Origin of the sequence: Methylobacterium sp. 10 (assembly GCF_000519085.1) — a bacterium.
Lineage (GTDB): Bacteria > Pseudomonadota > Alphaproteobacteria > Rhizobiales > Beijerinckiaceae > Methylobacterium.
On record NZ_KI912577.1, the window covers coordinates 2,918,280 to 2,937,008 of the forward strand.

Annotated in this window: 20 protein-coding genes; 15 read left to right on the forward strand and 5 right to left on the reverse strand. The window is 66.2% G+C overall.

Features of this window, described 5'->3' with window-relative positions:
• Positions 1 to 24: 24 nt before the first annotated feature.
• Both K368_RS0113515 and epmA read right to left on the reverse strand, forming a co-directional pair.
• Entirely contained in the window at positions 25 to 1,110 is a 1,086-nt protein-coding gene (locus tag K368_RS0113515) for a lysine-2,3-aminomutase-like protein (protein ID WP_027172875.1), read from the reverse strand.
• The gene (gene epmA, locus K368_RS0113520; RefSeq protein ID WP_027172876.1) at positions 1,107 to 2,180 is read right to left on the reverse strand and encodes an EF-P lysine aminoacylase EpmA; all 1,074 of its coding nucleotides are present in this window, start codon (positions 2,178 to 2,180) and stop codon (positions 1,107 to 1,109) included. Before epmA ends, K368_RS0113515 begins: the two co-directional genes overlap by 4 nt.
• A 160-nt stretch (positions 2,181 to 2,340) precedes the next feature.
• Here epmA and efp point away from each other — a divergent pair, with 160 nt between their 5' ends.
• The gene (gene efp / locus K368_RS0113525; protein ID WP_027172877.1) at positions 2,341 to 2,907 is read left to right on the forward strand and encodes an elongation factor P; all 567 of its coding nucleotides are present in this window, start codon (positions 2,341 to 2,343) and stop codon (positions 2,905 to 2,907) included.
• A 102-nt stretch (positions 2,908 to 3,009) separates the two neighbouring features.
• On the opposite strand, the gene K368_RS0113530 is transcribed toward efp, so the two are convergent.
• Positions 3,010 to 4,047: a heparan-alpha-glucosaminide N-acetyltransferase gene (locus K368_RS0113530; protein WP_027172878.1), complete on the reverse strand. Its 1,038-nt coding sequence runs from the start codon at positions 4,045 to 4,047 to the stop codon at positions 3,010 to 3,012.
• Between the two features lie 421 nt (positions 4,048 to 4,468).
• Between K368_RS0113530 and K368_RS0113535 the strand changes: the two genes are divergently transcribed.
• The 9 genes from K368_RS0113535 to K368_RS0113575 all read left to right on the forward strand — a co-directional run bounded on the left by K368_RS0113535 (position 4,469) and on the right by K368_RS0113575 (position 10,539).
• Positions 4,469 to 5,086 (forward strand): cold-shock protein, encoded by a 618-nt coding sequence (locus tag K368_RS0113535; RefSeq protein WP_027172879.1) that lies wholly within the window; start codon positions 4,469 to 4,471, stop codon positions 5,084 to 5,086.
• Positions 5,087 to 5,155: 69 nt separating this feature from the next.
• Positions 5,156 to 5,584 (forward strand): DUF192 domain-containing protein, encoded by a 429-nt coding sequence (locus K368_RS0113540; protein WP_245259686.1) that lies wholly within the window; start codon positions 5,156 to 5,158, stop codon positions 5,582 to 5,584.
• Between the two features lie 157 nt (positions 5,585 to 5,741).
• Positions 5,742 to 6,203, forward strand: a complete 462-nt coding sequence (locus K368_RS0113545; protein ID WP_027172881.1) for a hypothetical protein — start codon at positions 5,742 to 5,744, stop codon at positions 6,201 to 6,203.
• A 70-nt stretch (positions 6,204 to 6,273) separates the two neighbouring features.
• Positions 6,274 to 7,173: a dienelactone hydrolase family protein gene (locus tag K368_RS0113550; protein ID WP_027172882.1), complete on the forward strand. Its 900-nt coding sequence runs from the start codon at positions 6,274 to 6,276 to the stop codon at positions 7,171 to 7,173.
• 236 nt (positions 7,174 to 7,409) lie between these two features.
• Positions 7,410 to 7,844: a response regulator gene (locus tag K368_RS0113555; protein ID WP_026176030.1), complete on the forward strand. Its 435-nt coding sequence runs from the start codon at positions 7,410 to 7,412 to the stop codon at positions 7,842 to 7,844.
• 189 nt (positions 7,845 to 8,033) lie between these two features.
• Positions 8,034 to 8,165, forward strand: a complete 132-nt coding sequence (locus K368_RS27580) for a hypothetical protein (RefSeq protein WP_280940235.1) — start codon at positions 8,034 to 8,036, stop codon at positions 8,163 to 8,165.
• A gap of 158 nt (positions 8,166 to 8,323) precedes the next feature.
• Positions 8,324 to 9,505: an alpha/beta hydrolase gene (locus K368_RS0113565; protein WP_027172884.1), complete on the forward strand. Its 1,182-nt coding sequence runs from the start codon at positions 8,324 to 8,326 to the stop codon at positions 9,503 to 9,505.
• Between the two features lie 114 nt (positions 9,506 to 9,619).
• A complete protein-coding gene (locus tag K368_RS0113570) occupies positions 9,620 to 10,231 on the forward strand; it encodes a glutathione S-transferase family protein (protein ID WP_027172885.1) in 612 nt (203 codons plus the stop codon).
• 74 nt (positions 10,232 to 10,305) lie between these two features.
• Positions 10,306 to 10,539, forward strand: a complete 234-nt coding sequence (locus K368_RS0113575) for a hypothetical protein (protein ID WP_027172886.1) — start codon at positions 10,306 to 10,308, stop codon at positions 10,537 to 10,539.
• 37 nt (positions 10,540 to 10,576) lie between these two features.
• Here the strand turns inward: K368_RS0113575 and K368_RS0113580 are convergent, their stop codons facing one another.
• Both K368_RS0113580 and K368_RS0113585 read right to left on the reverse strand, forming a co-directional pair.
• Positions 10,577 to 11,404, reverse strand: coding sequence for a MipA/OmpV family protein (locus K368_RS0113580; RefSeq protein WP_027172887.1), 828 nt, complete (start codon positions 11,402 to 11,404; stop codon positions 10,577 to 10,579).
• A gap of 181 nt (positions 11,405 to 11,585) precedes the next feature.
• Positions 11,586 to 12,767, reverse strand: a complete 1,182-nt coding sequence (locus K368_RS0113585) for an amidinotransferase (RefSeq protein ID WP_027172888.1) — start codon at positions 12,765 to 12,767, stop codon at positions 11,586 to 11,588.
• A 212-nt stretch (positions 12,768 to 12,979) separates the two neighbouring features.
• Between K368_RS0113585 and K368_RS24650 the strand changes: the two genes are divergently transcribed.
• The 5 genes from K368_RS24650 (at position 12,980) to hpnK (ending at position 18,646) form a co-directional block, all read left to right on the forward strand.
• Positions 12,980 to 14,131 (forward strand): lysylphosphatidylglycerol synthase domain-containing protein, encoded by a 1,152-nt coding sequence (locus K368_RS24650; RefSeq protein ID WP_036266301.1) that lies wholly within the window; start codon positions 12,980 to 12,982, stop codon positions 14,129 to 14,131.
• Positions 14,122 to 14,745, forward strand: coding sequence for an ABC transporter substrate-binding protein (locus tag K368_RS0113595; RefSeq protein WP_027172889.1), 624 nt, complete (start codon positions 14,122 to 14,124; stop codon positions 14,743 to 14,745). The genes K368_RS24650 and K368_RS0113595 overlap by 10 nt, the downstream gene beginning before the upstream one ends.
• 106 nt (positions 14,746 to 14,851) lie before the next feature.
• Positions 14,852 to 16,066 (forward strand): bacteriohopanetetrol glucosamine biosynthesis glycosyltransferase HpnI, encoded by a 1,215-nt coding sequence (hpnI, locus tag K368_RS0113600; RefSeq protein ID WP_036266305.1) that lies wholly within the window; start codon positions 14,852 to 14,854, stop codon positions 16,064 to 16,066.
• A 58-nt stretch (positions 16,067 to 16,124) separates the two neighbouring features.
• Entirely contained in the window at positions 16,125 to 17,558 is a 1,434-nt protein-coding gene (gene hpnJ, locus K368_RS0113605) for a hopanoid biosynthesis associated radical SAM protein HpnJ (protein WP_027172891.1), read from the forward strand.
• Positions 17,559 to 17,797: 239 nt separating this feature from the next.
• The gene (hpnK, locus tag K368_RS0113610) at positions 17,798 to 18,646 is read left to right on the forward strand and encodes a hopanoid biosynthesis-associated protein HpnK (protein ID WP_027172892.1); all 849 of its coding nucleotides are present in this window, start codon (positions 17,798 to 17,800) and stop codon (positions 18,644 to 18,646) included.
• Positions 18,647 to 18,729 lie beyond the last annotated feature (83 nt).

The window sequence follows — 18,729 nt, forward strand, 5'->3', positions numbered from 1 at the left end:
ACCGGACGATTCCCCGCGCGCGGGTCAATCTCGGTCCGGTCCGTCCGCATCCGGCGGGTAGGGGTGCTCCAGCCCCTGCGGGTCGGTGACCCGCCAGCCGGATTCGTCGGCTGCGAGATAGGACGGCCCCACCGGCACCTTGCCGTGGCCACCGGGAATGTCGAGGACGTAGAGCGGCTGGGCAAGGCCGGACAAGCGTCCGCGCAGGCGTCCCATCAGGTCGCGCCCCGCCGCCAATCCGGTGCGCAGATGGCCGGTGCCCGGCGCTAGATCGCCTTGATGAAGATAGTAGGGTTTCACCCGGTTCTCGACGAAGCCCCGCATCAGGCTCGCGAGGGTCTCCGGGTCGTCGTTGATTCCGGCGAGCAGCACCGTCTGGCTCACCATCGGGATGCCGGCATCGACGAGGCGGGCGATGGCGCCTCTCGCGGCCGGCGTGAACTCGCGCGGATGATTGGCATGGAGCGCGACGAAGACCGCGCCGCCGAAGCGCTTCAGGGCCGCGACGAGATCGTCGTCCACGCGGGCGGGCTCGACCACCGGCACGCGGGTATGGATGCGCAGCACCTTGACGTGCGGAATGGCGGCAAGGGTCTCGGCAATCTGCCCGAGCCGGCGGACCGAGAGCGCGAACGGATCGCCGCCGGTGAGGATCACCTCCCAGATCTCCGGCCGGTCGGCGATGTAGGCGAAAGCGGCGGAGAGTTCGTCCTCGCTCAAGGTGCCGAGTCCCTCCGGCCCCACCATCTCGCGGCGGAAGCAGAAGCGGCAATAGACCGGGCAGATGTGGAGCGGCTTCAGCAGCACCCGGTCGGGATAACGATGGACGAGACCCGGCAGCGGCGAATGCGCCGCATCGCCGATAGGATCCGAATCCTCCTCCGGACGCGTCGCCAGTTCCTCCACGCGGGGCAGGAACTGGCGGGCGATGGGGTCGGTGGGATCGGACGGGTCGATGAGTTCGGCCATGTCCGGCGTCACCGCAACCGCGTAGCGCGCCGCTACCGCCTTCAGGGCGGGAAGGTCGGAGACCGAGACGAGCCCGGCTTCGGCGAGCTGCGTGGGGTTCCGCAGGGAGCGGGGAAGAGAACGGGGAAGCGGCCGGTTCACGCGTTGCCATCCCTCGCCGCCGGCGTCTCCGCCACGGGCGTCCAGATCACGTCGTCGATGCGCGGCGCACCCACCGCGAGCATGACGAGCCTGTCGAGGCCCAGCGCGATGCCGCTCGCCTCCGGCATGATGGCCAGGGCCGAGAGGAAATCCTCGTCGATCGGGTAGGTCTCACCGTAGATCCGTGCCTTCTCCGCCATCTCGATCTTGAACCGGCGCCGCTGCTCGTGCGGGTCGGTGAGTTCGCCGAAGGCGTTGGCGAGTTCGACGCCGCAGGCGTAGAGTTCGAACCGTTCCGCGACCCGGGGGTCGCGGGCGCTGGGGCGGGCCAGGGCCGCCTCGCTCACGGGATATTCGTAGAGCAGGGTCGGCCGCCCGTCGCCGAGCTTCGGCTCGATGAGGGCGACGAGGACGCGGCTGAACAGGTCGGCCCAGGAATCGTCTTCCGCCACACGCAGGCCGCATGCGGCCACCGCTGCGGCGAGACCGTTCCTGTCCGTGCCGCCGCCGGGCTCGATCGTCGCCAGCAGGTCGATACCCGCATGGCGCTCGAACGCCTCGGCAAGGGTGAGACGCTCGAAGGCCGCGAAGGGATCGGATTCCCGTCCGCGAAAGCGAAAGGAGCGGACCTTCGCCTCGTCGGCCGCCAGCGCCAGGATGTCGGCGCAGTCGCGCATCAACACCTCGTAGTCCTCGCCGGCCCGGTACCATTCGAGCATGGTGAATTCCGGATGGTGCAGGGGGCCGCGCTCGCGGTTGCGGAAGACTCGCGCCAGACTGAACAGCCGCGTCTCACCCGCGGCCAGCAGCTTCTTGCAGGCGAATTCCGGCGAGGTGTGGAGATAGAGCGGGGAGGCGGCACCGTCATGGCCGATGGCAGAGGTGGCGAAGGCCGAGAGGTGGGCCTCGTTGCCGGGTGAGACCTGTAGCGCGGCGGCTTCGACCTCGACGAAATCGTGAGCCGCGAAATGCCTGCGCAGGGCCGCGACGATGCGGTTTCGGGCAAGGAGGGCAGGGCGGCGGTCGGCATGGCGGTGCGGTGCCCACCAGGGCGAGGGAGAACCTCTCACGCCCGCGCGTCCCGTAGCCGGCACGTCAAATGCGCGTGCGGGCGCCGTGCTGCTGGCAACAGGCCGCCGGATAGGATAGTGGCGGGACACAAATGTCGCTCCCGTGGGCCGAATCCGCGCCGGAGCATCGCATGTATTGTCTCGAACAGGATCTGACCCCGTGAAGGTGATCGCCTCTACGCTCCGCAAGGGCAACGTCGTCGACAAGGACGGCAAGCTCTACGTCATCCTGACGGTGGAGAACATCCACCCCGGCAAGGGCACTCCCGTAACGCAGCTCGACATGCGCCGCATCACCGACGGAGTGAAGGTGTCCGAGCGCTACCGCACCACCGAATCGGTGGAACGCGCCTTCGTGGAGGACCGTGAGCACACCTTCCTGTACGAGGATGGTGAGGGCTACCACTTCATGAACCCCGAGAACTACGATCAGGTCGCGGTGCCCAAGGACGTCGTCGGCAGCGCCGCGCCCTACCTGCAGGAGGGCATGAAGGTGATGCTGGCCTCGCATAACGACGTGCCGCTCACGATCGAACTGCCCCAGCGCGTCACCCTCGAGATCACCGAGACCGAGCCGGCGATGAAGGGCCAGACGGCCTCCTCCTCCTACAAGCCGGCGATCCTGTCCAACGGCGTGCGCACCGCCGTGCCGCCGCATGTGGCGGTGGGCACCCGCGTGGTCATCCTGACGGAAGACGGTTCCTACGTGGAACGCGCCAAGGATTGAGATTCGGGGATCATTGAGCTTGTTAGTTGATCGAGGCTCATGGATCGAAAGCTTGGGCACCCGCTTCCCTGGTGAGGCGGGTGCCTTTCGTTCAAGACGACCTCACGGTGATACAGCTGGACCGTCGGCCGTGTCGTAACAAGATTGGGACAGAGCCTGGGCCTTCGCCCGCTCCTCCACGGTAAAGCCCCGCCCCTTGATCGCCCACAGATTTTCGCGTTGGAGGGCATCGGCGACGCAGCGGGCGGCCACCCGACATGTCTGCGCATTGCCCCCGGTCGCCTCGCACTGCGTGCGGTAATCCTGACGGAAGGCGACGAGACCGGCCTTCGGATGCGGACCGGTCACGGTCACGACGCCCGTCAGCAGAGCGAGCAGAAGCGGCTGGTGCACGAGATACACCGCGAGGCTGTGGCGCCCGGCCAGGGCCAGCCCCCGCGAGGCGAGCGATCCCGGCCGCCACTGCGACAGACCACTGCGCAGGAAGGCCGGCAGCCCGAGCCGCGCTGATGCGAGCCCCAAGAGAACCAGCCCGAACCAGGGAAACAGCGGCACGTAATCGTTGGTGCGGGGCGGCAGCGTGCCGAGGCCGAGGAAACTCAGGATTGGGTCGTCGAAGACGGCGAGGTGATAATCCGGGTTCGCCATCACGGCCGGCGTGGCCAGGACGACGATGCCGACCACCAGAGCCGCCACCGGCGAGACCCGCAGGAACGGCACGGCGAGCACGCTCGATACGGCGATGCAGTGCAGGATGCCGAAGAAGATATAGCTGTCCGGAAAGGCATAGAGCGTCGCCGCCGTGATGAGGAGGGCGGCGATGCCGATCCGCGCGAGCCGCAGGAGGAACGCGCGGGGCCGGAGGCCATCCCGATTCATCAGGACGAGGCCGATGCCGACGAGCACGAGGAACGAGCCGGCGATGAGATGGGCCGCGACCTTGCCCAGCGGCGCCAGGGCGTAGTTCTCTGGCGTGAGCGCCAGATATCCGAGATCCCAGGTGGTGTGGTAGGCGGCCATCGCCACGAGGGCGACGCCGCGCGCCACATCGATGAGGTCGAACCGCCGTGTCTCGCGGAATCGGGCGGCGGATTGTGGCGCTTCGGAACCGGCGACGGGGCTCGCCGTCGAAGCGCTCATGCGCCCGGCCTCGGATGGGGGGGCCGTTTGAACCGGTGCGAGGAGCGCGGGCGGAGCGAAGGCCCGACCCCGGAAAGGACTGTCTGGATCATCCGCGTTGGCTATCGCCGGTCACGAGCCCGACGCAAGGGCACTGCCAATCGCGGCATCATCCGTTCGCTTCGGCGCGGTGAACACATGCAGGGCTTTTCCCGAAGGTGATGACGACCGATCGTGATCGGCCGGAACACGATCCGGCCCTTGGCCCAGAGAGGATTCAGCCCCGGCGCCACCTCCAGGACGGTTTGTTGCGCCCAAGCCGATATGCTGAAGAATGTATCAATCGCCGCAGTCGATGTCGGTCAAACGGGCTTCCGCCGGGTTGTGACTTTGTTAATCTGTGGTGCGGATCGCGAGGCGTGATTCGGTGTGGGTTGCTTACATGTCGGACGATGTCGGATCAGGCCCGCATGGGCTTCACGCCTCGGGAGAATCGGTCAACGGCCGAAGCACCGATCTCGCCGACGGAGAGGTGCTGCGCCCCCTCGACCTCGTGGAGGTTTCGGGACGCATCAAGTGGTTCGACGTCTCGAAAGGGTTCGGCTTCATCCTGCCGGACGATGGCTCCGCCGACGTGCTGGTTCACATCACCTGCCTTCGTCGCGATGGATATCAGGCAGCGAGCGAGGGCGCACGGATCGTGGTGGAAGCCACCGAGCGGCCGCGGGGCTGGCAGGCTTTCCGGGTGATCTCCCTCGACCAGTCGACGGCGACGCATCCGTCCGAACTCCCGATGCCCCGCACCCATGTGAGCGTCACGGCGACGAGCGGGCTCGAGACGGCCGTGGTGAAGTGGTTCAACCGCCTGCGCGGGTTCGGCTTCCTCAGCCGTGGCGACGGCTCTCCCGACATCTTCGTCCATATGGAGACGTTGCGTCGCTATGGAATCGCCGAACTGAAGCCCGGCGAGACCGTTCTCGTTCGGTACGGCGACGGTTCGAAGGGCAAGATGGCGGCCGAGGTTCGGCTTCTGGACGGCGCGCCGCCTGCCTCCCACTGACGGAATGACCACGTGACACCGTTCCACGACGCTCGCTCGTTGGCGCCTCTGCGCGCGCTCCTGATCCTGGTGACGATCTTGGCCGGCCTCGGTGCCGCCACGGCCCAGGAGCTTCTTGTGACGGAGCCACTGGAGATCACCGGCAGGGGCGCACGGCACAGTTTCTCCGTCGAGGTGATGCGCGACGACGAATCGCGCTCGCGCGGCCTGATGTTCCGTCGCTCGATGCCGCCCGAACACGGCATGCTGTTTGACTTCCAGAAAGTCGAACGTGTCGCCATGTGGATGAAGAACACCTACCTGCCCCTCGACATGCTCTTCATCCGGCCCGACGGAAGCATCGCCCGGGTTGCTACGAATACCGAACCCTTGTCGACCAAGGTCATCACTTCGGGCGAACCTGTGCTGGCGGTGCTGGAACTCAATGCCGGCACGACGGCGAAGCTTGGCATCAAAGCAGGGGACCGGGTCGAGCATAGGATGTTCGGATCGCGCTGAACCTAGCGAATCGGCCCTCCTTAACCGCTGGCCTGACGCGAACACAGCGTGAACAAGTGGCTTGACGTCAGTTCCGTTTCCTACCTATGTTCCCTCATTGTTCCAGACGCGAGCGAGCCTGAATCGGCGCGCTCCTCCACGATGGCAGGGGAACCGGATGATTGACCTCAATGCGTCAGGCGACGATGTGGTCCTGTTCGAGAACGCCGACTGGCGCGTGATCGCGGATGGTCTGGAGCATCGCGAGACCGGATATTTCATCGCGCGCGACGGTCTGGGTCGGAGCTCCGAGACCGGCCTGTGGGAATGGCCGCTCCATCTCGCGGAGAAGAGCTGGTGCTCCCTGCGCCCGTTCCGTGAGGCGTTCCTGGCAGCCGCCGATCTGTTCGACGTGGCGCGCGACGAGGCGCTGGTACAATCCTTCGTCACCGGCTTCGGTCTCCGGATGGGGCAGGGCGGTCAGCCCGGCGGCGAGAGCTTCACCAAGCTGGCGGAACTGGTGCGTCCGAAATCCATCGCCCGGCGGCGGCATGCCCCGACGGATAACCGTCCGTCCCCGCATCGCAAGGGCGCCGGACGGAAGGACGAGGCCGAGATGGTGCGCGCGGCCCTGTCCTGACGTGACCTCTCCCTGTGACGCCCTAGTTCCCTGAAGGCGCTTCGTACGGCGCCGGGCAGGAGAGCATCCCATGGGCGATCACGAGACGGACAAGGACCAGCGGAACAGGGGCTTGGGCGGCCTCGATGGGCTCGTGGTCCCGCCCTTCTCGCGGCGGGGCTTCGTCATGACGAGCCTCATCGCCGGGTTCACCCTGGCCGAGGCGAATGCGCAGGCGCAGGTGGTCACGACGGATGCGGCAGGTCTCGTAGCCGGCGAGGTGAAGATCCCGGCCGCCGACGGGCCGATGCCGGGTTACCGGGCGATGCCCGAGGGAGCGGGTCCGTTTCCCCTGATCCTCGTTATCGAAGAGATCTTCGGGGTTCACGAATACATCAAGGACGTCTGCCGCCGTCTGGCCAAGGCCGGCTATTGTGCGGTCGCGCCCGAACTCTACGCGCGGCAGGACGATCTCTCGGCGATGACGGACGTGAAGGCGATCGTCCGCGACGTCATCCTGAAGACGCCGGATGCACAGTGGATTGCGGATCTCGACGCCGCAGCTTCCTGGGCCGTTGCCGATTCGAAGGCCGACGCGGGGCGGATCGGTACGATGGGGTGGTGCCGCGGAGGACGCGGGGCGTGGCTCTACGCGGCGCACAGACGCGACCTGAAGGCAGCGGTGGCGTGGTACGGCCCCCTTGGCGGCGACCGCACGGACCTTCAGCCCAAAACGGCGGGGGACGTGGCCACCGATCTCCATGCACCGCTCCTTGCCATCTACGGCGGCGCCGATACGGGCATCCCCGTGGCCAGTGTCGAGGAAGCCCGTGACCGGGCGAACGCCGCAGGGCGCAGCGTCGAACTCGTCATCTTCCCGGAAGCACCGCACGGGTTTCACGCCGATTACCGGCCGAGCTATCGCAAGGACAGCGCCGAGCAGGGTTGGAACCGCGCGCTGGCGTTCCTCAAAAGCCACGGGGTCGAGTAAATCGTACCGCGGTGTGCCGGCGCGAAGAACGGCTCGACAGGGCTATCCGGCATCTCCCATGAATGCGTTCCCTCTGCTAGAATTGAGAAACCCGTACATTGATCATAATTCCGCGGCGCAAACCCGTCGAAATTCATGATCCGAGCGCTGGATCGACACATTGACGGGCATGACAACATAGCGTTGCTGAGGTGGCGGCCGATGCGGCCGCCAGCCCTGAAGAGCGTTCCGGACCCATGAGTGCTGTGAATCCATCCGGCGCGAAACCAGTGATCCTCGTCGTCGAGGACGAGCCCGACGAGCGGTTCCTCGCGGCCGCGTTACTGGAAGAGACCGGCTTCAGCGTCATCGAGGCGGAAACCGCCGAGCGAGCCTTGGCGATCTTGAACGAGAAGGACGGCGCGGTGAGCGTGGTCTTTTCCGATGTGCGCACCCCCGGTCCCATCGGCGGTTTCGAGCTCGCCCGGATCATCGGCGTCACCTGGCCCCGCGTGCGGGTTCTGCTGACCTCCGGCGATGCCGGCGATCAGCCGAGCGACCTGCGGGTTTCCGCGACCTTCATCCCGAAGCCGTGGCGGGCATCGGACATTCTGGCCTGGGTCGAGGAGGCTTCAGGCCGCACGCCCGAGCAAGGTCCAGGCATCGACAGGATCGGCGGCAACACCCCCTGATGGGTGTTCGGTCGGTGACCAAAATTATCATATTTTAAAAGGAAACTTCTTCGGCTCCAGCCGTTGGTCCATCGGTCCATGATTGATGGAACCTGACTGCACGAGCTTCAAATGAGCACCGCCGCTACTATGACCATGGCCAATATTAGTCGATCCGGCCAATCGTATACAGTCTACTCAGAGTCGAGGATGATGCAGAATGTCGGCGACAATCTGCGCACGCTGTACAGTGAGATCATCGACAATTCCATGCCCGAGGAACTGCTTCGTCTGGCAGCCGTCATCGATGACAGGCGCAATGCCGGGGCCGCGACGCGATAGGGCGAAGCTTCTCTCGTTGTGATCCGGATCGTACCATTGGTGCGGCCTGAATGACGCAATCCGTCAGGACTTGGTGGGAGACCGGGATCGCCTCGCCTTCATCGCCCAAAACCTGATATTCCGGACGCGCCCCTCCGGATCGATCTGACGAGCCCGTCATGCGTTTGAAAGCCTGCCTCGTTCTCGGCGCGTCGCTTGTCGTCGCGTCGTTGTGCGAACCGGTCCTCGGCGCGACACCGCCCAATCAGCCCGCCGAAGGCCCGGGCGGGGTCGGAGACCGCTCCGTTTCCATCGTGAAGCGGGCGCTCGGGCGACCCAGTGCGGCAACCTTCGTATTTCACGCGGCCGGCGCGGCGCCAGCGGAAGGGCGACCCGTCGTCGTTTTCCTCCACGCCTGGGGTTCGCCCAACCCGCAGCCTTATGGGGCATGGATCGATCACCTCGCCAGAGCCGGGTATCTCGTCGTGTTTCCCCGCTTCCAGGAGATCAACCGGACGAGGCCGGCGGATGCCACCGGCAATGCCGAGAAGCTGGTGAAGGCCGCCCTCGCGGATCTCGGGACCGACCCCGATGCCAAGCCCGACGTGAAGCGCGTCGCCTTGATCGGCCACCTCGCGGGCGCACCGATCGCGGCCAACCTCGCCGCCGATGCCGGGGATGCAGGCCTGCCGGTGCCTCGCCTCGTCTTCGCCATCATGCCGGGCGGGATCGCGAGCGATGCCAAATCCAGGGGCGTCGTTTTGCGCGACCTGTCGAAGATCGATCCCGAAACCCTGGTCGTCACCGTCATCGGCGACCGGGATGCCCGCGCCGCCGACCTTGCTGCCAGACGCCTCCTGCGCGAAGCGAGTGCCGTGGCGCCCGAGCGCAAGCTTTTCATCCGCGCGCTCTCCGACGATCACGGCTTCCCTTCGCTTACGGCGACATTGACCTCGCCGGGTGCCGTAGACACCGCCTATGACGGGGGTGCCATCAAGCTGCCACCGGAGCCCCCGAAGGACCCCAAGCAGCCGCCGGCCCCATTCAAATGGTCGGCCGACATGTCGTTGACCGGCGAACAGACGACGCTGCTGGCTCAGCTCAACAATTCCCGTGCGGACAGCCTCGACTATCTCGCCTACTGGAAGACGTTCGATCTGGCAGCGGCCGCAGCGTTCGGCGGGGATCCGACCAGCCTCAAGGCCAATCCGCGTCTTAGCGACATGGAGCGCTGGAGCGACGGCTGGCCGGTGAAACGTCTCGCCGTGGAAACGCCCCGCGCCGCGCGAGTGGCCGCGCCGGCCGCCCCTGTGCCTGCTTCCGGCGCACAGCCCAAGCCGAAGCCCGCGCGCCGCCCCTGATCTCCGTTCCTTCTTGGACGATCGGGCGTTCGCCGGGGCTTGCCTTCGCGGCGGCTTTTGCCGAAAGCGGGCCGGCTCCCCCTCACGCCTATGATCCGAGCCCGGAAGGTCCCGATGAAGCTGTTCCATTCGCACGTCTCGCCCTTCGCGCGGAAGGTCATGGCCTGCGCTCATGTCCTGGGCATCGTCGACCGTATCGAGTTGCTGCCGAGCGCCGCGCATCCGGTGAATCGCGACGGCACCATCCTCGCCCATCACCCCCTGGCGCAGGTGCCGACCCTCCTCGATGACGAGGGTCATGCCCTGGCCGACAGCCGGGTGATCTGCGAATATCTCGATGCCCGCGCCGGGGGAGGGCTGTTCCCCCCGGCCGGCCCCGCCCGTTGGGCATCGCTCAATGAGCAATCCATCGCCGACGGCATCCTCGATGCGGCCCTGCTGATCCGCTACGAACTCACGGCCCGCGACGCCTCCGAACGCTCCGTCGCCTGGATGGACGGCCAGGAGGCCAAGATACGAACCGCGCTGGCGACCCTCGACGAACAGGCGGAAAGCTTCGCGGACCGGGTCGATATCGGGACGATCAGTGTCGCCTGCGCCCTCGGATATCTCGATCTGCGCTTCGCCGAGCTCGGCTGGACGCAGGAGCATCCGGATCTGGTGGCCTGGTTCATGAGCTTTGCCGCGCACCCCGCCATGGAGGCGACGAAGCCGCCGGCGGCCTGAACCGGGGATCGTTCGTCGAGGAAAGCTGGCGCGCGCCTTGCTAGTTCGAAATCCGGTTCTCCGGAGGTCGTGCCATGCCCGATTTCGTCGCCGCCCTGATCACCGCCGCCGCCTTCTGCGCCGGACTCATGCTACTCAATGTCCTGACGCGTTGGGCGCTTCAGGCACAGATCGCGCCGACGGACCTCGCCGAGAACGGGCTTCTGCAATACGGGCTCGCCCTCGTGCTCGCCGGATTCACATGGCGACGGGCACTCTCTACGCCGCGGGTCCCGGACGGAAGAGTCCGAACCCGTATCGCCGGGTGAAACAGCGGCCCGGACAGCCCGTTTCGGGCGTTGATCCCTAGAACCAAGGTTGCGTGACAAAGCTGTAATTCACCTTCACGCCGAACGTGTATTGGTTCTGCGATCCGAACTGGCGGCGTACCAACGGGCTGTCGGCGGATGAACCGACGATGCGGTTGTAGCCGATGTACCCTGTCGCGGCCCACCGCTCGTCGAACGTGTAGGTCGCAGCGCCCAATGCGCCGACCGTGACGTAGCTGTCGGGCCGGAACGGGGTCAGCGTCCCGTTCAGTGCCGCCTCGAACGGCTGAACACCGAAATAGCGCCGGGCGAAGCTGGCATCGCCGAAGTTGAAGCGCGGCCCGACGGAGACCTGCCAGCGGTCGAAGGGCTGGATCACGTCCGCGCCGAGCGAGCCGACGAAGCCGTGATGCCCGAAGATTCCATGGCGCAACTCGGCCCGGCCCCGCAGCCATTGCGTTGGGTAATACTCGACGAAGACACCCGGCTCGATGGCGAATTGGGCATCGCGCAAACCGAACAGGTCACGCCGGTTGTCGCCGTAATAGCGGCCGGGGACGTATTCCGCCGTCAGACCGGCATTGAAGAGCGGCGAATCGTAGAGCGTGAAGCTGATCCCGTCATCGGGCGACGAGAACCGGCGCGGCGTACCGGCCTTGGCGATGCTGATCGTCGGGTAGCCGATCGCGGTATACTCGCTCGACCCCGGAAAGCTCGGCGTCGCCTGAACGGTGGCCGTCACCGTCACCACCCAGAGGTTCTCATCCAGGGCGAGAAACGTCGGTGGCCGCTGGATCTCCATGAGGTCGGCGGCTCCGGCGCTCCCCGCCGCCATGATCGAGCCCGCAAGGGCCAGGGTCGCCATGGCGGCAAGCCTCGTCCTTAAAGCAGGGCGCGAGGATGAGTTGAGAAACATCGTGTCCATGAACCATGTCATAGACACAAATCCCTAACGCATCACGACAAACCCATCGTGGCGGTAGACCTATGTTGGCACCGACAGAAAAACGCCTCGACGCGCAGGGCGCGCCGAAGCGCTTCCCAGACTAGAAGTAAGACTTCAATGCACCGCGCCGGCGCACATCGAGCGTGGCGCAGTGGAACGAGCCGCCGAACGGCCCGTAGGACAGGAACGGCGCCGGGATCGGATCGAAGCCCCAATCCTTGAGGGCCTTGATCAAGGTCGGTTGGCTCGCATCGACGACGATCTTCTTCTCGTCGATGGCGAGCACGTTGATCGAGGTCCAAGGCGAGCACATCGAGATCTTGCTCATGAAGCCTTCCACCGGATCGGGACGGGGCGCGATCAGCACGTCCCACTTCTTCAGCACGGCGGGGAGCTTCTCGACGTCGATGTAATCCGGGTTGACCAGCACCTTGCCCGGCGCCAGCGGCATGAAGGACGAGTCGATATGCATCGGCTGCGGGCAACGGCTCTCGATCTCGTGGACGCGAAAGCCGGAACCGAGATGGCGGCGCAGCCACTCGATGCCCATGAGGTTCGTCACGTTGGAGCGGGTGACGAAAAGGTCACGGCCACAACGGACGAAATCGGCCGCGTCGAAGACCGGCTCGAACTCGTTGACCGTGAACTGCATCGGCTCGCCGGCCTTCAGGTTCGGCACGCGGTAGTCGTAATTGTAGAGTTCGTCCGTCAATTGCGGCCGCGGCGCCGAGGTCCAACGCGCGCCGTTACGAAAATATTCCTTGAATAGCGAGCGGTAGGCATCCCCCTCGAAGTAGCGCGAACGCCAGCACATCGGGCTCTCGATGATCTCGTCGCCGATGACGAGGTATGGGTCGCGCGGGCAGGCGACGCAGAAGCCGCGGGATGACCAGCGCGGTGCGTTGTACTTGCGCGAAAAGTCCACCGTATCGGGACGGCGCACCTTCACGCCCTCGCCGGCGAGGATCGAGATGAAGTTGTCGAGCTCGGCCTGGGCCAGCTTCTTCATGAACTTCGGATAGCGGAAACCCGCGGCGAACCGATAGAACGGCTGGGCGGCACGCGGCAGGTTGAAGATCACCGTGAGGTGGTGGGAGGGGATGGTCGCGCCGTCGAGGCTGCCGACGATCACCTCTTCCAGAGGGTCCCACTCGTTCCATGCCATGACCGGCGATTTCGGCACGGGGGTGCCGCGATAATCGGCCGGGGCGGTGTCGTAAGCATCGATCTGCGCGTCGGCGAGCACGGCATCCCGGGCCGTGGTGAAAGCTTCGCGGTCCATCATTCGTCCCTTGGTGGCGCCTTTGTTGCGGCTGTTTCTTCGAGGCTCAGGCCTCATCGCCGCTTTGGCCCGCACTGTGTCTATCGGGTGATAGACAACGAAATCCAAAGCTGCAACTTCCGATGATGCCAACGTTTTCCGGAAGGTTTTTCGTCCGGGGGGTCGGTGAATTTCTCTAAAAAATCGTCCGCGCCGACGGTCGAAGGGGGATCATGAAGCGTCTGACGACATTGGCCCTCATCGTCGGCCTCTGCACGGTTGCAGGCCTGTTCTTGTCATCGGGACTGGATGATGTCGCCGCCGCGGTGGTGAGCGCCGGCTGGGGCGCCGCCATCGTCGTGGCGGCACGCGCCGTGGCCGTGGGCTGGGCCGGCCTCGGCTGGTTCGCCGTGTTCCCGCGGGCCGAACGCCCGAGCCTCTGGAACTGCGTCTCCCTGCGTTTCGTCCGCGAGGGCATCAACACGCTCCTTCCCGTGGCCCAGGTCGGCGGCGACTTCGTCGGCGCACGGCTCCTGGCACAGCGTGGCGTCTCGGGCGGCCTTGCCGGCGCCAGCATGTTCGTCGACCTGATGACGCAGGCCGTCACCCAGTTCCTGTTCACGGTCGGCGGTGTAGCCATCCTCGCCTGGCTGCATGGCGATGGTCCGGTCGTGCGCACCGTCGCGGGCGGTCTCGCCATCGCGGCGCCGGCCCTCGGCGCTTTCTTCCTGATCCAGCGCCGCAGCGGTCACCGGGTTATCCAGGCCATGCTGAACCGCTTCGCCGCCGCCCGCGAATGGCGCGCTCTCGGCGCGGTCGACGTGCTCTACGACGGCCTGCGCAGACTTTATTCCTCGCCCAAGCGGGTCATCGGCGCCATGGGCGTGCACATGATCGGTTGGATCGTCGGAGCGGCCGAGGTCTACGTGGCTCTGCATTTCATGGGCTATCCAGTCAGCATCGCCGAGGCCATCGTCATCGAGAGTCTGGCCCAGGCGGTCCGCGGCGCGGCCTTCGCGGTGCCGGGGGCGCTCGGCGCCCAGGAAGGCGGCCTCATCGCCCTCTGCGCGATCTTCGACATCCCAGCCGAGGCTGCCCTGGCGCTTTCCCTGGTGAAGCGTCTGGCCGATCTCATGGTCGGCGTGCCCGGTCTGGTGGCCTGGCACTTCATGGAGGGCAAGAAGGACGCGGCGGACACGGAGGACCGGACGTCTCCGGACCAGGTGTCCGTGCAGCAGGGGACGGCGAGAGCCGGGGGCGACATCGCCCGGGCGGTGAGCCTGGAGGCCATGCCGGTGTCGCGGGTGCCCGCCAACCTCGTGGGAAACCACACCGTGCTGCGGTCGATGGAGAGCGATATGGGGACGCTGCGGAAATGCGCGTGAGCGGCTTCGCATCGGGGCTCGCCGCCTCGACCCTCCTTACCGTCACCCTCCTGTCGGGAACGGCCGTACGCGCCGCCGAGGATTCCGCGGTGCAGACCGTGCGCGGGCTCTATGCCAGCTTCGAGGGCGCGCTCAAGGCGCCAGAGGCCGACGTGAAGAGCCGGGCGCTCGTCATCGGACCGGTCCTCGACCAGAGCATGGACTTCGCCGCCATGGCGCGGGTCGCCGTGGGCGCGAAATGGAAGGGCTTCACGCCCGAGCAGCAGGGCGCCCTGACGGAAGCCTTCAAACAATACTTCACCGCGACCTATGCCACCCGCCTTTCCCAGGCCGCCGGCGGCAAGTTCGACATCAAGCCCGAGAGCGAGGCGCGCGGGCAGAACCGCGTGGTCCAGACCGAGGTCGCCAACGCGGAGGGCGACGCTTCACAGATCGATTACCTCGTCGGCTCGGGCAACCGCATCCAGGACGTCTATCTCAACGGCAACGTCAGCGAGATCGCCGCCATGCGCGGCAGCTTCGCCGATCCGCTGAAGGGCGGCGGCGCGGAGAGCCTGCTGAAATTCCTTCGCGATCGGACGGCAGCGATGCTCGCCGCCAAACCAAAGCCTTAGACGCAGGCCAGATGCCCGTCGCCGGGCCTGGCCCAACGACCCCACCCGTGCCGTTTTCCCGACCCTGCGGCACCCTCATCCAAACCGTGACCGAGCCTCACCCATCATGGACCTCACCTTGACGGATCTGCCTTCGGCGAGCCTGAGCTGGCTCTCACTCGTGTTCCAGCTCATGGCCCTGGCCGGCTGCGTCTACGGGTTGACGGCCGCCTTCCTGGCGGGCCGCTACGCGCGCCGCGCCGTTCCGGTCTTGCCGGCGAACGCCGCGCGTCCCTCGGTCACCATCCTGAAGCCGCTCTGCGGCATGGAGCCCAATCTCTACGAGAACCTCGAGACCTTCTGCCGTCAGGATTACGCCGGACCGGTTCAGGTGGTGTTCGGCGTCCAGAACGCCACGGATCCGGCAATCGCCGTGGTGCGCCGCCTGACCGAGGCCTATCCGGCCCTCAGGCTCGATCTCGTCATCGACGCGCGCCAGCACGGTTCGAACCGCAAGGTCTCCAACCTCATCAACATGTCGGCCCAGATCGCCCACGACGTGATCGTGCTGGCTGACAGCGACATGGTGGCGAGGCCCGATTACCTCGAACGGATCGTCGCCGAACTCGGGCAGCCGGGCGTGAACGGCGTCACCTGCCTCTATCACGGCGTGCCGGCCCATCGCGGAGTCTGGGCCCATCTCTCGGCGCTGGCCATTGATGTGCAGTTCCTGCCGAACGTGGTGATGGGCACCTCGCTCGGCCTCGCCAAGCCCTGCTTCGGCTCGACCATCGCGTTCACCACCACGGCCTTGGCCGAAATGGGCGGCTTCGAGGCCTTCCGCGACGATCTCGCAGACGACTACGCCGTGGGCGAGGCCCTCCGCGCGAAGGGCGGCCTCGTGGCGATCCCGACCTTCACCATCGGGCATACCTGCGTCGACACCGATCTCGCCGGCCTGTGGAAGCACGAGCTGCGCTGGAACCGGACCATCCGCAACGTCGATCCGGCGGGCTATGCCGGCTCCATCGTCACCCACGCCTTCCCGCTGGCCCTCATCGGCGCCCTGATCCCCGGCGCCGACACGAGCGGCCTCGTGGTGGCAGCCCTGGCGCTCGCCTGCCGCATCATCCTCTGCGTCCGCCTGGAGCGCGCCTTCGGCCTCGCTCCGCACCCCTACTGGCTGTTGCCGATTCGCGACATCCTCTCCTTCATGAACTTCTCCTGGAGCTTCGTCTCGGGGGCGGTGACATGGAAAGGTCACGATTATCGGGTGGTTGCAGATGGCACACTGATCCCCGAGCGAAGCCTCGGCCACGATGCTGGTGCATCCTCGCTCTGATCTTCGCTTTTAGCGTCCTGCCCGCCCTTTTTCCTTTCTCGCTGAGGCCTTGAACCCCATGCGCACGCTTTTCCTCCAGGCTCCTACCTTCGACGGTTTCGACGGCGGCGCGGGCTCCCGCTACCAGGCCAAGCGCGAGATCAAGTCGTTCTGGTACCCGACCTGGCTCGCCCAGCCGGCGGCCCTGGTGCCGAACTCGAAGCTGATCGACGCGCCCCCGCACAACATCAAGCTCGCCGAGATCGTGGCCCAGGCCCATGATTTCGACCTCGTGGTGCTCCACACCTCGGTGCCCTCGTTCAAGTCCGACGTGAAGACCGTCGAGGCGCTCAAGGCCGCCAACCCCAAGCTCATCGCCGGGCTCATCGGCGCCAAGGTCGCGGTCGACGCGGCCGGCGCCATGGCCCAGGCCCCGTGCATCGATTTCTGCGCCCGCAACGAGTTCGACTTCACCGTCAAGGAAGTCGCCGACGGCACCCCGATGTCCGAGATCAAGGGCCTGTCCTACCGGGACGCCAACGGTGTCGTGATCCACAACGTGGATCGCGAGATCATGACCGACATGGACCAGCTTCCGTTCGTCACGAGCGTCTACAAGCGCGATCTCCAGATGGAGAAGTACTTCATCGGGTATCTCAAGCACCCCTACATTTCGTTCTATTCCGGCCGCGGCTGCAAGAGCCGCTGCACCTTCTGCCTCTGGCCCCAGACGGTCGGCGGTCACACCTACCGCACCCGCTCGGTCGCGCACGTGATCGAAGAGATCAAGTACTGCCTGAAGGAGTTCCCGCAGACGAAGGAGTTCTTCTTCGACGACGACACCTTCACCGACAACCTGCCGCGTGCCGAGGAGATCGCACGCGAACTCGGCAAGCTCGGCGTCACCTGGTCGTGCAACGCCAAGGCGAACGTCCCACGTGATACGCTGAAGGTGCTCAAGGAGAACGGCCTGCGCCTGCTCCTCGTCGGCTACGAATCCGGCAACCAGCAGATCCTCAACAACATCAAGAAGGGTATGCGCGTCGAGGTGGCCGAGCGGTTCACCAAGGATTGCCACGACCTCGGCATCGCCATCCACGGCACCTTCATCGTCGGCCTGCCCGGCGAGACCCGTGAGACGATCCAGGAGACGATCGCCTTCGCCAAGCGCATCAACCCGCATACGATTCAGGCATCGCTGGCTGCGCCCTATCCGGGCACCTTCCTCTACAAGCAGGCCGTGGAGAACGGCTGGCTCGACATCGCGAACGCCGAGCTCGTCGACGAGAACGGCGTGCAGATCGCTCCGCTGCACTACCCGCACCTGTCGCATTCCGAGATCTTCGCGGCGGTGGAGGAGTTCTACCGGAAGTTCTATTTCCGTGCCCCGAAGATCGCCTCCATCGTCTCCGAGATGGTCCGCTCGCCCGACATGATGAAGCGCCGTCTGCGCGAGGGCGTGGAGTTCTACCGCTTCCTCAAGGAGCGCCAGGGCACCGCCAAGGCCGCCTGAGCGTCCGTTTGCATGGACCACAACGGCCGGGCTCGCTGCCCGGCCGTTTTCGTTTGCAGATCGTCCTTCACTCTTGGGCCAATTTGGTCCGAATGCTGAAGGTACAGCTGTAACTCATGAATCAGCGCCTGCTCCAGGCGCGCTTGACGTCGGGCGGAGCGACCCTGGTTGCTCGGCCGCGAAGCCCTTGCCGCATCGACGTCCGGTGGCGATACGGCTTACCCTGACGAGGACTGAGCGTGGCCCATAAGAAACGCCTGATCGTCACCGCCGACGATTTCGGTCTGAGTTTGGCGGTCAACGAGGCGGTGGAGCAGGCCCATCGCGGGGGTATCCTCACGGCCGCCAGCCTGATGGTGGGCGCGCCTGCCACCGCGGACGCGGTCGCTCGTGCCCGACGCATGCCGTCCCTCCGCGTCGGCCTTCACCTCGTCATGGTGGAGGCGTGGCCGACCCTGTCCGCGGCCGACCTGCCCGACCTCGTCGGACCGGATGGCCTCATCCGCAGCGACATGGGCCGCCTCGGCCTCGACCTCGCCGTGAAGCCGTCCGCGCGCCGTCAGCTCTCGGCGGAGATCACGGCGCAGTTCGAGGCGTACAAGGCGACGGGCCTCCCCCTCGACCACGTCAACGCCCACAAGCATTTCCACGTGCATCCGCTCATCGCCGGCCGCGTCCTGGCGATCGGCCGCGGCTACGGCATGAGGGCGATCCGGGTGCCGCGCGAGCCTCGCGCCGTGCTGCGCGCCGCCGAGCCGGGGGCTCATCCGAAGCCCGCCCTCGACATCGCCCCCTGGGCCGGCCTGCTCGCCGTCCGTGCCCGTCAGGGGGGCCTCCTGATCCCGGATCGCACGTTGGGGCTGGCATGGTCCGGCGCGATGACGCCGCGGCGGATGGCGGGGCTCCTGCGCCACCTGCCCGATGGCCTGACCGAGCTCTATACCCATCCCGCCACCGGCGGCGGCTTTCCGGGCGAGGCGCCGGGCTATGCCTATGCTGCCGAGCGCGACGCTCTGATCGCCCCGGAAACGATCGCGGCCATGGTGGAATCGGGGGCCATGACGGGCGGGTTTTCGGACTTCCCGTAGGCGCCTACGACCAAAACCTCATCCCCATCAAAGGAAAGGCGGCCGTCGCATGAAGCGACGGCCGCCTTTTTTTGGGGAAACGG